This window comes from Tardiphaga sp. vice304 (genome assembly GCF_007018905.1).
GTDB lineage: Bacteria > Pseudomonadota > Alphaproteobacteria > Rhizobiales > Xanthobacteraceae > Tardiphaga.
The window spans coordinates 22,721-37,086 of record NZ_CP041402.1 but is presented as its reverse complement, the minus strand read 5'-3'; the positions used below and the strand labels follow the sequence as shown (position 1 = coordinate 37,086).

The window sequence follows — 14,366 nt, the reverse complement described above, 5'->3', positions numbered from 1 at the left end:
CCTCCCCCCTTGTGGGGGAGGGTGGATCGAACGCACGAAGTGCGTTCGAGACGGGATAGGGGGCGCCACAAGCTGTGGCGTTCGTGGCTCCCCCTCTCCCGCCTTCGCTTCGCTCAGGCACCCTCCCCCACAAGGGGGGAGGGGAAGATCAGAGTCTCACGCCGCCTTCATCAGGCCTTCCTTCGTCATCGCTTCCATGACCTTCGGGCGCGCGCCGACGCGGTCCTTGTAGGCGGCGAGGTTCTTGAATTCGGTGAGGTCGAGGCCCATCCGGTCGGCCCATTTCAGCATCACGAACAGATAACCGTCGGCGACGCTGAAATCCTTGCCAAGCAGGTAGTCTTTGCCCGCCAGCGCGCCGTCGATATATTTGAACTTGGCGGTCAGGCGGGTCTTGAAGAAAACCTTCACCTCGTCGTCGAACACCGGCTGGAACAGCGGTGAAAAGTTCTTGTGCAACTCGCCATTGATGAAGCCGAGCCATTCCTGCAAATGGCGGCGGGCGTCGCTGGCGATGGCCGGCGCGAGATTCTTGGCAGTGGCCTGATCCGCGATATATTGCACGATCACCGGACCCTCGGTGACCAGCTCGCCGCTGTCGAGGCCGAGTGCCGGGACCTGGCCCTTGGGGTTGATCGCCAGGTAATCGTCGCCATTTTCGAGCTTCTTGGCCTTGAGGTCGACCTTGATCAGATCGTAGGGCAGGCCGGCTTCCAGCAGCGCGATATGCGGCGACAGCGAACAGGCACCGGGCGAATAATACAGCTTCATCGAAATTCCTCCCTTGGGATCATTGGTTTGACCAACCAAGTGACTAAATGCAGCTGCATGGAATAGTCAATATTGATGCAGCTGCATTCAGTGGCTAGGGTGCCGCTCGATTTGGACGACGTGACGCCATGAAACGCAAACCTTCGCTCGAGGCGACCGCCGCCTGGATCCGCCTGATGCGAATCCAGAGCCGGGTGCTGGACGCCGTCGAGCAGGACCTCAAGCGCGCCGGCTATCCGGCGCTGGCGTGGTTCGACGCCCTGCAGGAGTTGGCGCGGTCGCCTGCCGGAGAGATGCGCCCGGTCGAGCTCGAAAAACAGATGCTGATCCCGCAATATTCGACCTCGCGGCTGATCGACCGGCTGGTCGATGAAGGTCTGGCGGTGCGGCGCGAATGCAAGATGGACAAGCGCGGCCTGTTCGTGGAGATCACCGAGGTTGGCCGCGAACTGCACAAGAAGATGGCCTGCGCCTATTCCACGGCGATCGAGAAACATGTCGGCTCCAAGCTGACCGATGCGGACGCCGCGAAATTATGCGGCCTGCTCGACCGGCTCGGTTGCGCGTGCCATGAGAGTCCGGCTATCCCGGTCGCGACCGCCAAAGACGCCGCGACCAGATGAACCTGATTTTACCTCCTGCGCCGTCGACCGTTCTGGTCCGCCGGCGTCCCCGACACTGCGCGCGATGGATCGCAGCGCCCTTCAATCGGATTTTTCATGGCGCGTGACCAGATCGATATGACGCCGCTACATTCGCGCGACGAACTCGTGGCGTGGCTGGAGGAGGGCGTGAAGCCGCCATCCGCATTCCGCATCGGCACCGAGCACGAGAAGACGCCGTTCACGCTTGAGGGCCTCAACCCGGTACCTTACGAAGGCGCCCGCGGCATCGAGGCCCTGCTGCTCGGCATGAAGTCGCTGCTCGGCTGGGAGCCGATCATGGAAGGCGACCACATCATCGGCCTGTATGACGTGACCGGCGGCGGCGCGATCTCGCTGGAGCCGGGCGGCCAGTTCGAACTGTCCGGCGCGCCGGTCGAGACCATCCACCAGACGCAGTCGGAGCTGATGGCGCATCTGGCGCAGGTGCGCGAAGTGGCCACCCCGCTCGGCATCGGCTTTCTCGGCCTCGGCATGACGCCGTCATGGTCGCGCGCGCAGATCCCGGTGATGCCCAAGGGCCGCTACAAGATCATGACCAACTACATGCCGAAGGTCGGCCAGTACGGTCTCGACATGATGTACCGGACCTGCACGGTGCAGACCAATCTCGACTTCTCCTCGGAAGCCGACATGGTCAAGAAGCTGCGGGTCTCGGTCGCGCTGCAGCCGATCGCCACGGCGCTGTTCGCCAATTCGCCGTTCACCGAAGGCAAGCCCAATGGCTATCAGTCGTTTCGCTCCGAGATCTGGCGCGACACCGACAATGCCCGTTCCGGCATGATCCCGTGGGCGTTCGAGGACGGCATGGGCTTCGAGCGCTGGGTCGATTATGCGCTCGACGTGCCGATGTATTTCGTCAAGCGCGGCGATGACTACATCGACGTTTCCGGCTCCTCGTTCCGCGACTTCTTCGACGGCAAGAACGCCAAGATGCCGGGCCAGCGGCCGACCATTTCGGACTGGGCCAATCATCTCTCGACGATCTTCCCGGAAGTGCGGCTGAAGCGTTATCTGGAAATGCGCGGCGCCGATGGCGTGCCGTGGAACCGGCTGCCGGCGCTGTCGGCGTTCTGGGTCGGGCTGCTGTATGATGACGCCGCGCTGGATGCCGCCTGGGATATCGTCAAGAACTGGACTGCCGCGGAGCGTCAGGCGCTGCGCGACGACGTGCCGAAGCTCGGCTTCAAGTCGCGGATCAAGGACCGCTATCTGTTCGAGATCGCCAAGGAATGCGTCGCGCTGGCGCATGGCGGGTTGAAGCGCCGCGCAAGGCTTGACCAGGGCGGTCGCGACGAGACGCGGCATCTGGAGCCGCTCGAACGCATCCTGGCGCTTGGCAAGAACCCCGCCGAGGAGATGCTCGACAAGTACAACGGCTCCTGGCAGGGCTCGGTGGATCCGGCCTACAAGGAATATTGCTTCTAGATCAGCGGCTTGATCGGATCGGTGATTTCTGAAGGCTTGTTCATCGGGCGTACAGGTGACGCGCGGTCAAATGTCCGTCGCGCTGCATCTTTGCAGACCCCGCAGCTAGAACCCGCTGAAAGTCATTCCGGATGTCGAGGAGCCGCCTGTTTAGAGCGTGTCTGGCCGCCCTTGCCCTCTGCGCGGTGCTGGCCGGGGCCCGACCGGCTGCCGCCCAGGCCAATTTCGATCGCCCCGGGGCGGATTATTCGCGCTCGCTGTCGCAATCCGGCGATCCCGCCGAATGCGCGCTGCTGTGCGAACGCGACAAACGTTGCCGGGCCTGGAGCTTCAACTATCCCGGCGACGCTTCAGAAATTGCCGTGTGCTGGCTGAAGGACAAGGTGACGCCGCGGGTCGAGAGCTATTGCTGCGTCTCCGGGGTTCGCGGCGCCGGCGTCATCGAGCCGCGTTCCGGCCCGGTGGAGACCGCGATCGACCGTTTCGGCGGCGACTATCGCAGCTTCGAGATCAAGAACGACGACAAGGCCGAACGCGGCGACGCCTGTCGCGACGCCTGCCAAGGCGACCATAAATGCCGTGCCTGGACCTTTGCCCGCCCCGGCTACGCCGGCAAGGGCGCACGCTGTTTCCTGAAAAACGACATCAAGCCGCCGCGGCGCCGGCCGGGATATCTGTCGGGCGTGGTGAGGTAGAGTTCTTCTTCCCTCTCCCCTTGTGGGAGAGGGTGGATCGACCGCGAAGCGGTCGAGACGGGTGAGGGGTGCCACGCACTCCTCTGCCCAGTAACCCCTCATCCGTCGCGGACTTCGTCCGCGCCACCTTCTCCCACAAGGGGAGAAGGGACGATGGAGCCGCGTGGCCGGGGATAAGTGGCCTGCTACTTCCCCACCTCCGCCTGCACTGGGCGCACCGGATCGCCTTCGCGCAGCAGCGCGCCGGCGCGGGCGACGACGACGTCGCCCTCGTTCAAGCCCTCGCGAATTTCGACGCGGCCGCCCGACATCAGCCCGACCTCGACACGGCGGGCCTCGACGCGCTGGCGGCGGACGATCTGCACCACGGTGGCGCCGGTGCCGTACAGGATCGCGGTGAGCGGCACCGCAATGCCGCAGCTCTCGCCGGTCTTGATCATCGCGCGGGCATAGGCGTTGCTCATCAGTCGCCGCGGCGACGTGATCGAGATCGTTACCTGGCCGAGCTGGCTGTTCGGCTCCACGGTGGAGGCGACTCGGCGGACCCGGCCGTCCATCTCGCCGGCGCCGATCACCCGGATCCGCACCATCTGGTCGATCTTCAGCTTCGGCAGGCTGGCAGTCGGTACCTGGCCGATGAAATCGAATTCGCTGCGCGCGATAATGCTGAACAGCGCCTCGCCCTTGCCGGAGGCGACGGCGCCGATCACCGCGGTCGAGGCGCTGACCAATCCTGCGGTGGTCGACTGGATCTGCAGCGTGCCGCCGTCCGGCGTCGTCAGCCGCGCCAGGATCTGGCCCGCGGTAACGGTTTCGCCGGCATCGACCAGCACGTCGGCGACCTTCAGCCCCGGGCGATCCGGGCGGATGGCGATCTCCTCCTTCGGCACCAGGATGCCGGAGACGTCGACGATATCCGAGAAGCAGGATTTCGCCGCCGTCAACACCGTGACCGCGGCGCCGTTCGGCGCTTCCGTCCCCTCGGCGGCCAGCGCTGGCTGCGCCAGCAGCCATCCGAGCGCCACGGCGGCGTGCGCGAGTCTGTTCATGGTTTCACCTTCGGGCCGGTCAGCGGCAGTTCGGGGTGATCGTCCTCGCCGGTCGAGGTCAGCAGTTTCTTGCCGTAGCGCCACGACAGGGCGCCGACATCGTCCATCATCATGAACATCGCCGGCACGAAGATCAGCGACAGCAGCGTCGAGAAGATCAGCCCGCCGATCACCGCCAGCGCCATCGGCGAGCGGAATTCGCCGCCGGCGCCCCATGCCAGCGCCGACGGCATCATGCCAGCGGCCATCGCGATGGTGGTCATCACGATCGGTCGCGCCCGCTTCATGCCGGCGTCGATGATCGCAACCTCGCGCGGCTTGCCGTCGCGGATCGCCTCGACCGCGAATTCCACCAGCATGATGGCGTTCTTGGTCACGATTCCCATCAGCATCAGGATGCCGATCCATACCGGCGTCGTCAGTTGCTTGCCCGTTACCAGCAGCGCCATGATCGCGCCGCCGATCGACAGCGGCAGCGAGAACAGGATGGTGATCGGCTGCAGGAAGGTGCCGAACAGCAGCACCAATACCGCATAGACCATCATGAGCCCGGCCGAGATCGCGGTGGCAAAGCCGGCGGACAATTCGTTGAGGCTCTCGGCGTCGCCTGATTGCTTGACGCTGACATTCTTCGGCAGGCTCTTCATCACCGGCAGGTCGTAGATCTTCTTCATCGCGTCGCCGAGTGCGGCGGTGCCGACCAGATCGGCCGCGACGGTGGCCTGTCGCTCGCGATCGTAGCGGTTGATGCTGGTCGGGCCCTGGTCGAGCTTGATATCGGCCACTACCGACAGCGGCACGCCGCCGCGGCCGCCGCCGAGCGGCACCCGCAACTGCTCCAGCACGGAGAGATCGCCCCGCGCGGAATCCTCCAGCTGCACGCGAATAGGTACCAGCCGGTCGCCGGCGTCGAATTTGGCGAGCGCGGGGCCGACATCGCCGATGGTGGCGACGCGGATGGTTTCCGACAGGCTTTCGGTGGAAACGCCGAGTCGGGCGGCGAGATCGGCGCGGGGCTGCACGCGCAGTTCCGGCCGGTCGAGCGAGGTCTCCGAGATCACATTGGCGATGATCGGAACCCGCTTCATCTGCGTCGCCAGCTCGTTGGCGACGTTGCTGACGATGTTGATGTCGGTGCCGGTCACCACCAGCGAGATCGCGCGCAGCCCGTTCTCGTCGAGGAACCAGTAGCGGATATCGGGCACGCTCTCGAGCTCGCGGCCGATGTCGAGTTCGAGTTCGCGCTGGGTGGTCTTGCGATCGCCCTTCGGCGTGTAGTTGATGATCAGCGAGGCGCGGCGCACTTCCTGCAGGCCCGGCGGCACGCGACCGCCGTCGACGAACACGCTGCGGATTTCCGGCCGATTGCGCAGCCGCTGCACGATTTCTTCGGTGGTCTTTTCGGTGAAGGCGAGCGGCGAGCCCGGCGGCAGTTCCATCGCCAGCAAGGACCGCGCCGAATCCTGCGCCGGCAGGAAGCCCTGCGGAAGCAACTGGATGCTCCAGATCGACAGCGCGAAAATGCCGATACCGATCAGCACCGTGAGATAATAGTGCTTTACCGACAGCGTCACGAGGCGCGTGTAGCTGCGCAGGATGCGGCCCGGCGGCGGATCGTCGTGCGGATGGTCTTTCAGGAAGTAGGCCGCCAGCACTGGCGTGACGAAGCGCGCCGCCAGCAGTGAGAAAAAAACCTGCACCGAAACGGTGATGCCGAACTGCTTGAAGAACTGCCCGGCGATGCCGTCCATGAACGAGGCCGGGGCGAAGATCGCGATGATGGTAAGCGAGATCGCGATCACCGCAAGGCCGATCTCGTCGGCGGCTTCGAGCGCTGCGCGGTACGGTGATTTGCCCATCCGGATGTGGCGGACGATGTTTTCGATCTCGACGATGGCGTCATCGACCAGGATGCCGGTCGACAGCGTGATGGCGAGGAAGCTGACGAGATTGAGCGAGAAGCCGAGCAGGTCCATCACCCAGAACGCCGGAAAGATCGACAGCGGCAGCGAGATCGCGGCGATCACGGTTGCGCGGAAGTCGCGCAGGAACAGGAACACGACGATGACCGCGAGGATGGCGCCCTCGAACAGCGTGTGCATCGCGGCGTCGTAATTGCCCTTGGTGAAATCCACCGAGGTGTCGATCAGCTTGAGATCGACGTCGGGGTACGAATCCTTCAGCGCGTCGATGCGCTTCTGCACGGCGGCGGCGACGACGACGTCGGAGGCGCCCTTGGAGCGCTTGATGCCGAGCGCCACCACCGGCTCGCCGTTGAAGCGCGCAAAGGTGCGACGGTCGGCGATGGTATCGGTGACGGTGCCGAGATCTTCCAGCCGGACTTCGCCGCCGGACGGCAGGCTGATCATGGTGCCGGCGAGTTCGTTCAGCGTCTTGGCGCCGGCCAGCGTGCGGATCGCCTGGTCGTTCTTGCCGATTTCGGCGCGGCCGCCGGCGAGATCGACATTGGTGCCGCGCAGCCGCCGGGACACATCCACCGCGGTGAGGCCGGCGGCCTGCAGGCGATCGGGATCAAGCGACACCAGGATCTCGCGCTCGACGCCGCCGATGCGCTCGACTTGCGCCACGTTGCGCACGCCCTGCAGCGCGCGTTTGACCACGTCATCGACAAAATAAGACAGCTGCTCCGGCGTCTTGCCGGGCGAGATCGCGGCATAGGTGACGATCGGCAGGCCGATCACGTCGACGCGCTGGATCAAAGGCTCGTTGACGTTCTGCGGCAGGTTGCTGCGGACGCGCGTGATGGCGTCCTTGACGTCGTTGAGCGCGCGGTCGGTGTTGGTCTCCAGCGCGAACTGCACGGTGGTCACCGACAATCCGTCGGTGATCGAGGAGGCGATATGGCGCACGCCTTCGACGCCGGAGACGCCGTCCTCGATGGTCTTGGTGACCTGCGCTTCCAGCTCGGCGGGTGCTGCGCCGAATTGCGAGACCGCGACCGAGATCACCGGAATGTCGGCCGAGGGCAGCCGGGTGATCGCCAGTTTGGTGAAACTGATCCAGCCCAGCGCCAGCAGGATGATGGAGAAGACGATCGACGGCAGCGGGTGGCGGATCGACCAGGCGGAGATATTCAGGGACATCAGCGCACCCGCGATCGGTCGAGTTCATCGACAAGCATGCTTCTCACCTGGTCGCCATCGTGCAGCGAGGTGCCGGCATCGGCGACGACGAGGTCGCCGACCTCGACGCCTTCGAGGATTTCGGTGGCCGTATCCGAGGTCAATCCGACCCGGACCTTGCGGGTTTCGATGGCGCTGCCTTTCACCACCTGCACCGTGAGGTGGTCGATGGCCGAGCGCGGCACCGACACGCCGCAACTGCGCCTGGCGTCGATCGCGGCACGGGCGAAGGTGCCGACCCGCAGGCCGGGATTGGACGCAAACGACAGCCGGACGTGGCCGAGCTGGGTGGTGCGATCGATCTGCGGCGATACCAGGCGCACCTTGCCGGGAACGTCGGAACGGTCGTCGCGGCTGATCCGCGCGCCGGCGCCGGCGCTCAGCTTCATGACGTGGATGCTCGGGACTTCGGCATCGAGTTCGATGTCGCCGCCGACGGCAATCTTGAACATCGGCCCCGCGACCGGCGAGGCCGGCGCGCCGGCGATCGTATTGACGGATATGACGAGGCCGGCGGCCGGCGCGCGCAGGCTGGAGGCCCGTCCGGCGCCGGCCACCAGCGGAACCAGCCTCGCCAGTTCCTGGTTCTCGGTGACGCTGTCGCCCTCGCGCACCAATAGTTCGGATACTTTCGAACCCTCGCCATCGACGCCGGCAACGGCTTCCCGGCGTGGCACGATGAAGCCGGTCACGCGGACCGTGTCGGAGAAGCAGGCATTGGTTGCCTTGACGACCTGCACCATCGCGCCACCGGGTGTCACCGATCCACTCGGCGAGGAACTGTCGGCGGCGCTGGCCGCGCTGCTGGCGGGAACTAGGCTGGCTGCCAGGGCCAGGGCGGCAAAAGGAGCGAAGCAGGCAAAAGGCTTCATGCGGGATCGATCCACCGGAAAAGGCGCGCCCCGCGGGGCCGCAAGCGGGAGGTCATCTCAATCTCAAGCCGTTCTATACAGGAACGGCCGTCATCGCCAAACAAACAGGGTCGGTGCCGGGCCGGACATCGGGGTGCGGCCATCGCCATATCCGGCGGCAGGTCAGGCGCTCACTTGGAGGCCGTCGTCTTGTTCGCCATGTTGACGACCTGGACCCGGCGGTTGGCGGGGTCCATCGGGTTGGCGGCCTGCTTCGGCTTGCTCTTGCCATAGCCGACGGTGACGAGGTCGGCGGCGGCGAGGCCGTATTTTTCCGTCAGGTAACGCTTGATGGCCTCCGCGCGCCGTTCCGACAGGTCCTGATTGTAGCCGTCGCTGCCGACGCCGTCGGTGTGGCCGGCGACCACGAAGGTCGATCCCTTGAGGTCGTCGTTCGACAGCGCCTTGCCGAGCGCCTCGACGGCAGGTTTGGCCTTCTTGCTGATGTCAGCCGAATTGTAGTCGAAGGTGATTTCGAGATCGATGTTCGGCTTGGTCGAGGCGAGGCTGGCGATCTGCTCGCGCTCGACAATCGACAGCGATCTCGAGTTGCGATTGCGAAGGCTGTCGACGAACTTGCCCTCGGCGGCATTGACCGCAGGTTCGGCGGGCGGCGTCATCGACAGGCCGCGGGTGACCGGCTTGTTCGGCGCCAGCGCCCGCACGATCTGGTCCGAGGTCACCGCCTCGGCGGCGGCAGCCATTCCGGCCGAAACGGTGAGCGCGACACCGATCAGGGCCATGGCACGAAGGGTCGTGAGATTGCGGTGTCCGGCGATGATCGACATGGCTGCATCCTTCCATGAACTGGTTGCAAATTCGCTTCAATCCCGGCCGGCGGAGCCCCGCTCTGCGGCCTGTCCTCAATAGTGTCCTGCCGCGCGCCCCGGGTTCATGCGCCCTGCGATTAATTGCAGGCTTGCGGCGCAGGATCTATCGCACGCCGTGCTAACGCACGCGGTGCTATCGCACGCCGTAACCGGCGAATTCCTTGACGATGTCGGGGTCCATCGCCTTGGCATTGTTGATATCGAGGTCGCCTTCGGCGACCGCCCCGGAGCGCTGCTTGGCGAGACCGCGGCCATATAATGAGGAAGTCAGGCGTGGATTGATCTTCAGCGCGTCGTCGAAATCGGTGATCGCGTTCTTGCTCTGGCCGTTCTTGAGGTTGACCAGCCCGCGGCTATCGAGCGCATCGACGAAATTCGGCCGCAGCCGCAGCGCCTCGTTGCAATCCTTCAGCGCAGCGGCGAGCTCGTTGAGCACGGCGCGGACCCAGCAGCGGTTATTGAGCGCCTCGACATCCTTCGGATTGAGCCGCAGGGTCTCGTCGAAATCCTTCGCGGCCAATTGATAGGCGCCCTTGCTGGCATAGACTTGGCCGCGGCGATACAGCGCACTGAGGTCCTCGGGATTCTCGACCAGCTTGGCGTTCAACGACTTCACGGTCGGATCCTCGGCCAGCGCCAGCGCGATCTTGGCTTCGTCGCGCGGCGCTTCGGCGGCGGGCGCGACCGGCGTCGATGGGGGCGTCGCTGCAGCCGGAGCGGCGGGGGCCGCCGTCCCTGGGGCCGGCGGGGTCACGGCGACCGGCGGTGATGGCGCCGCGACAATGGCGGACGCCGGCGCCGGCCGAGCGCCGGGGACGAAGGCAAAATCCTCCGCCAGCGACGACGAGATCCACGGCACCTGCTCGCTGCGCGACGCCTTGGTGACGTTGACGCGGGTGCGGTTCAGCGCGTCCTCGGCGGTGAGATCCGGTGATTTGATCTCCTTCAGGAGTTCGCTGACGAACAGGCTGTGTGCGGTGCCGGCGTCGCTGACCACCGAACTCAGCGCCGCCGAATACATCACCAGCGTGCCGCCTGGCGCGATCACCGGCGCGAGGCCGGCGGAGAAGCTGCGGAACCGGCGCTCATAGGGGTTGCGCCGGGAGGCATCCAGCAGCGCGATCTTGACGCCGGCGCCGCGGCCATTGATGTCGTTGAGGATGGTCTCGAGGCTGAAACCGTCGCGGCGCACGTCGGGCTCGGTCCAGATCTGCGCATCGACCGGCAGCAAATAGCTCTGCCGCGCCGACTGCACGCCAAAACCGCTGAAGAACACCAGCGCGACCGATCCAGGCTTGAGCTTGCCATACAGCCTGTCGAGCGCGCGGCGCATCGCCTCGCCGCCCAGATTCTCGCCGATATCGACCTCGAAGCCGCTACGCTTTAGCTCGGCAGCGACGTCGCGGGCGTCGTTGACCGGTTCCTTCAGCGGCGCCTCGGCGTCGGGATATCTGGCATTGCCGATCACCAGGGCGAACCTGCCGGCATTGTCGGCGGCCAGAGCCGGCGTCGCAGCGAGCACGAGCATGGCGAGCAGGCCGGCGATGGGAAAACGCATTCTCATGTCTGGCCGCCCATCCCCAACGCGCAAATGGCCGGCGCCAACCGGGCCGTCTCGCGCATTATCAAACCGGCCGCGCGGTCGCTGTCAACCGCACGACACCTGGTGCGTTCTGCGACATGTCGCGGCGCAGTCGGCCTGAGTTGACGCCTGGTCACGCGAGGCGTTTAGTTGCGCCAAATCAAGGGCGCGGAATAGCGCCGGGCGTCAGGGAGAGACCGCCGCATGGGGCAGATCGCCACACAATTCGGCTATCGTCGCCACCCCGATCAGGACCGGGCTGAAGCGGCGCGTCACCCGGTGGTCGTGGTCGGTGCGGGTCCCGTCGGACTGTCGCTGGCGATCGATCTGGCGCAGCGCGGGCAGGCCGTGGTGCTGCTCGACGATGCCGACCGGATCGGCGACGGCTCGCGCGCGATCTGCTTCTCGAAGCGCTCGCTCGAACTATGGGACCGGCTCGGCGTCGCCGACCGCATGCTCGACAAGGGCGTGGTCTGGAAGGTCGGCAAGATCTTTTGCGGCGAAGGCCTGCTGTACCAGTTCGACCTGCTGCCCGAAGCCGGCCACAAGATGCCGGCCTTCATCAATCTGCAGCAATATTACGCCGAAGCCTTCCTGGTCGATCGGGTGCAGCAATTGCCGGAGATCGACCTGCGCTGGCGCAACAAGGTGATCGCGCTGCGGCAGCATAATGACCACGCCGAACTTACGATCCAGACGCCCGACGGCGACTATAGTTTGCGTGCTGACTACGTCGTCGCCTGCGACGGCGCGCGCTCCGGCTTGCGCGGCATGGTCGGCGCGGATTTTTCCGGCGAACAGTTCGAGGACCAGTTCCTGATCGCCGACGTGAAGATGAAGGCGAAGGACATGCCGACCGAGCGTTGGTTCTGGTTCGATCCGCCGTTCCACAGCGGGCAATCGGCGCTGCTGCACCGCCAGCCCGACGACGTCTGGCGCATCGACTTGCAGCTCGGCCCTGACGCCGATCCTGCTGTCGAGCGATTGCCGGAAAACGTCCGGCCGCGGATCGCGCGGATGCTCGGGCACTCCAATTTCGCGTTCGAGTGGATCTCGATCTACAAGTTCCAGTGCCGCCGCATGCAGCGCTTCTGGCACGAGCGGGTGATCTTCGCCGGCGATGCCGCGCACCAGGTCTCACCGTTCGGCGCGCGGGGTGCGAACTCCGGACTGGAAGACGCTGAGAACCTTGCCTGGAAACTGGCGATGATCCTGCGCGGCGAAGCGCCGGCCGCATTGCTGGCGAGCTATGATGCGGAACGCGGCCAGGCCGCCGACGACAATATCCGCGCCTCGACGCGCGCCACCGATTTCATCGCGCCGCATTCGAAGCAGGAGCAGCGGTTGCGACAGGCGGTGCTGGCGCTGGCCAAAGAGGCGGATTTTGCGCGGCGTATGGTCAATGGCGGACGGCTGTCGGTGCCGTCGGTCTATGCGTCGCCGCTGTCGACACCGGACGATGCCGCGTGGCCCGCCGGTCCGCCGCCCGGCGCGCATATGCCGGACGCGCCGCTGGTGAGTGACGACGGCGCACACGTCTTTCTCTCGGAATGTTTCACCGAGGCCGGCCGTGGCTTCACGCTGCTGCAGTCGGATGGCGCTTCGATCGAATTGCCCGCAGGCGTGGCGCGTCTCGTCGTCGGCGATGATGCGAAGCTGCGCGACCCGACCGGGTTGTTCAAGGCACGCTACGGCGCCGATCCCGGCGCAGCCTGGCTGCTGCGGCCGGATGGCTACGTCGCGGCGCGGTTCCGGTATCCGGCGCCCGGCGCGGTGGCCGGCGCCGTGGCGCGCGCCAGAGGGAGGGCGTGAGGCGATGGCGTTATCGACGCAATCCAATTTTGCCGATCCGGATACGGCCTATCGGCTGATCGTCGAGGCGCATCGCGGGTTGAGCGACGCGCAGAGCGCCGTGCTCGATGCCGCGCTGGTGCTGGTGCTGGCCAATCATATCGGCGACGCCGACGTGCTGCGGGACGCCATCGCGCTGGCCAAGCGGCGATTGCCTGCCCCAAGTTGTCATTCCGGGGCGCGAGAGCGAAGCTCGAGCGAACCCGGAACCTCGACATGAGACCGTCATTTCGAGGAGCCCTTGCGACGAAGCAATCCAGTACTTGCCGAGCTTGTGGCTCTGGATTGCCGCGTCGCTTCGCTAAGGGGAAAGCTGAACGGCTTTCCCTGACCTCGCAATGACGGCTTTGAAGTCTGAGACAAACAAGGGACTGACTGAATGACCAAAGGCTTCGCATCGACCACCGACATGGCGGAGAAGAAGATCACCTTCTCCGAGATCGGCCCCGACCTCTACGCCTTCACCGCCGAAGGCGATCCGAACTCGGCGGTGATCGTCGGCGACGACGGCTGCATCGTATTCGACGCGCAGGCGACGCCGGCGCTGGCGAACAAGGTGATCGAGCGCGTCCGCACCGTCACCGACAAGCCGATCAAATATGTCGTGCTGTCGCATTATCACGCCGTGCGCGTGCTCGGCGCGTCGGCGTTCCAGGCGGAAGCGGTGGTGGCGTCCACCGAGACGCGCCGGCTGGTGGCGGAGCGCGGGCAGCAGGACTGGGTTTCCGAATTCGGCCGCTTCCCGCGTCTGTTTCAGGGCTCCGAGAGCATCCCCGGCCTGACCTGGCCGACGCTCACCTTCGAGGGCGAGATGTCGCTCTTCCTCGGCAAGCGCGAGGTCCGGCTGATGCAACTCGGCGCCGGCCATACGTCGGGCGATATCGTCGCCTGGGTGCCGGATGCCGAGGTGATGTTCTCCGGCGACCTGATCGAGTATCATTCGGCGTGCTATTGCGGCGATGCGTATTTGCGCGAATGGCCGGCGACGCTCAACGAGATCCTCGAATTCAACCCCAAAGCCATTGCGCCGGGCCGCGGCGACGCGCTGAAGGGCACGGCCACCACCCGCGAGGCGATCGCCATGACGCGCGATTTCGTCAGCACGCTGTACGGCGCGGCGGAACTCTCGGTGGCCAAAGGCCGTTCGCTGAAGGAGACCATGGCGGCGTGCCGCGAGGTGATGGATCCAAAATTCTCCAGCTTTGCAATCTATGAGCATTGCCTGCCGTTCAACGTCTCGCGCGCGTTCGACGAGGCCTCGGGCATTGACGATCCGGTGATCTGGACCGACAAACGCGACCGCGAGATGTGGGCCGCGCTACAAGGATGAAACAATTCTAACGGTTTTCGCCGTCATTGCGAGGAGCGAAGCGACGGCAATCCAGAGGGCCACAAGCAAAGACTGGATTGCTTCGTCGCAAGGGCTCCTCGCAATGACGGTTGC

At 65.4% G+C, this 14,366-nt stretch carries 12 protein-coding genes; 6 read left to right on the top strand and 6 right to left on the bottom strand.

All coding sequences use genetic code 11. From position 1 onward, the window contains the following. Positions 1-156 precede the first annotated feature (156 nt). Positions 157-771, bottom strand: coding sequence for a glutathione transferase GstA (gstA, locus tag FNL56_RS00140; protein ID WP_143571097.1), 615 nt, complete (start codon positions 769-771; stop codon positions 157-159). A 128-nt stretch (positions 772-899) separates the two neighbouring features. Between gstA and FNL56_RS00135 the strand changes: the two genes are divergently transcribed. The 3 genes from FNL56_RS00135 (at position 900) to FNL56_RS00125 (ending at position 3,556) form a co-directional block, all read left to right on the top strand. Continuing rightward, positions 900-1,394: a MarR family winged helix-turn-helix transcriptional regulator gene (locus FNL56_RS00135; RefSeq protein ID WP_143571096.1), complete on the top strand. Its 495-nt coding sequence runs from the start codon at positions 900-902 to the stop codon at positions 1,392-1,394. Between the two features lie 96 nt (positions 1,395-1,490). Next, the gene (locus FNL56_RS00130) at positions 1,491-2,861 is read left to right on the top strand and encodes a glutamate--cysteine ligase (RefSeq protein ID WP_143571095.1); all 1,371 of its coding nucleotides are present in this window, start codon (positions 1,491-1,493) and stop codon (positions 2,859-2,861) included. Positions 2,862-2,992: 131 nt separating this feature from the next. Next, positions 2,993-3,556 (top strand): PAN domain-containing protein, encoded by a 564-nt coding sequence (locus tag FNL56_RS00125; protein ID WP_143571094.1) that lies wholly within the window; start codon positions 2,993-2,995, stop codon positions 3,554-3,556. Between the two features lie 185 nt (positions 3,557-3,741). On the opposite strand, the gene FNL56_RS00120 is transcribed toward FNL56_RS00125, so the two are convergent. The 5 genes from FNL56_RS00120 to FNL56_RS00100 form a co-directional block, all read right to left on the bottom strand. Continuing rightward, positions 3,742-4,605, bottom strand: coding sequence for an efflux RND transporter periplasmic adaptor subunit (locus tag FNL56_RS00120; RefSeq protein ID WP_143571093.1), 864 nt, complete (start codon positions 4,603-4,605; stop codon positions 3,742-3,744). Next, the gene (locus FNL56_RS00115) at positions 4,602-7,709 is read right to left on the bottom strand and encodes an efflux RND transporter permease subunit (protein WP_143578721.1); all 3,108 of its coding nucleotides are present in this window, start codon (positions 7,707-7,709) and stop codon (positions 4,602-4,604) included. Before FNL56_RS00115 ends, FNL56_RS00120 begins: the two co-directional genes overlap by 4 nt. After that, the gene (locus tag FNL56_RS00110; protein ID WP_143571091.1) at positions 7,709-8,620 is read right to left on the bottom strand and encodes an efflux RND transporter periplasmic adaptor subunit; all 912 of its coding nucleotides are present in this window, start codon (positions 8,618-8,620) and stop codon (positions 7,709-7,711) included. Before FNL56_RS00110 ends, FNL56_RS00115 begins: the two co-directional genes overlap by 1 nt. A 170-nt stretch (positions 8,621-8,790) precedes the next feature. Next, positions 8,791-9,447: an OmpA family protein gene (locus tag FNL56_RS00105; RefSeq protein WP_143571090.1), complete on the bottom strand. Its 657-nt coding sequence runs from the start codon at positions 9,445-9,447 to the stop codon at positions 8,791-8,793. Positions 9,448-9,622: 175 nt separating this feature from the next. Next, a complete protein-coding gene (locus FNL56_RS00100) occupies positions 9,623-11,053 on the bottom strand; it encodes a caspase family protein (protein ID WP_143571089.1) in 1,431 nt (476 codons plus the stop codon). A 222-nt stretch (positions 11,054-11,275) separates the two neighbouring features. Here FNL56_RS00100 and FNL56_RS00095 point away from each other — a divergent pair, with 222 nt between their 5' ends. From FNL56_RS00095 to FNL56_RS00085, 3 genes are all read left to right on the top strand, one after another. Beyond that, positions 11,276-12,883, top strand: a complete 1,608-nt coding sequence (locus FNL56_RS00095; protein WP_143571088.1) for an FAD-dependent oxidoreductase — start codon at positions 11,276-11,278, stop codon at positions 12,881-12,883. Positions 12,884-12,887: 4 nt separating this feature from the next. After that, on the top strand, positions 12,888-13,142 hold the full coding sequence (locus FNL56_RS00090) for a DUF2783 domain-containing protein (RefSeq protein WP_143577299.1): 255 nt from the start codon (positions 12,888-12,890) through the stop codon (positions 13,140-13,142). 159 nt (positions 13,143-13,301) lie between these two features. Next, positions 13,302-14,252, top strand: a complete 951-nt coding sequence (locus FNL56_RS00085) for an MBL fold metallo-hydrolase (RefSeq protein ID WP_143581695.1) — start codon at positions 13,302-13,304, stop codon at positions 14,250-14,252. The last annotated feature ends 114 nt before the right edge of the window (positions 14,253-14,366 follow it).

Excerpts from the sequence above, each read along its gene's own strand:
- gstA (WP_143571097.1), bottom strand. The coding sequence starts at position 771 with ATGAAGCTGTATTATTCGCCCGGTGCCTGTTCGCTGTCGCCGCATATC.
- FNL56_RS00135 (WP_143571096.1), top strand. The coding sequence starts at position 900 with ATGAAACGCAAACCTTCGCTCGAGGCGACCGCCGCCTGGATCCGCCTG.
- FNL56_RS00130 (WP_143571095.1), top strand. The coding sequence starts at position 1,491 with ATGGCGCGTGACCAGATCGATATGACGCCGCTACATTCGCGCGACGAA.
- FNL56_RS00125 (WP_143571094.1), top strand. The coding sequence starts at position 2,993 with ATGTCGAGGAGCCGCCTGTTTAGAGCGTGTCTGGCCGCCCTTGCCCTC.
- FNL56_RS00120 (WP_143571093.1), bottom strand. The coding sequence starts at position 4,605 with ATGAACAGACTCGCGCACGCCGCCGTGGCGCTCGGATGGCTGCTGGCG.
- FNL56_RS00115 (WP_143578721.1), bottom strand. The coding sequence starts at position 7,709 with ATGTCCCTGAATATCTCCGCCTGGTCGATCCGCCACCCGCTGCCGTCG.
- FNL56_RS00110 (WP_143571091.1), bottom strand. The coding sequence starts at position 8,620 with ATGAAGCCTTTTGCCTGCTTCGCTCCTTTTGCCGCCCTGGCCCTGGCA.
- FNL56_RS00105 (WP_143571090.1), bottom strand. The coding sequence starts at position 9,447 with ATGTCGATCATCGCCGGACACCGCAATCTCACGACCCTTCGTGCCATG.
- FNL56_RS00100 (WP_143571089.1), bottom strand. The coding sequence starts at position 11,053 with ATGAGAATGCGTTTTCCCATCGCCGGCCTGCTCGCCATGCTCGTGCTC.
- FNL56_RS00095 (WP_143571088.1), top strand. The coding sequence starts at position 11,276 with ATGGGGCAGATCGCCACACAATTCGGCTATCGTCGCCACCCCGATCAG.
- FNL56_RS00090 (WP_143577299.1), top strand. The coding sequence starts at position 12,888 with ATGGCGTTATCGACGCAATCCAATTTTGCCGATCCGGATACGGCCTAT.
- FNL56_RS00085 (WP_143581695.1), top strand. The coding sequence starts at position 13,302 with ATGACCAAAGGCTTCGCATCGACCACCGACATGGCGGAGAAGAAGATC.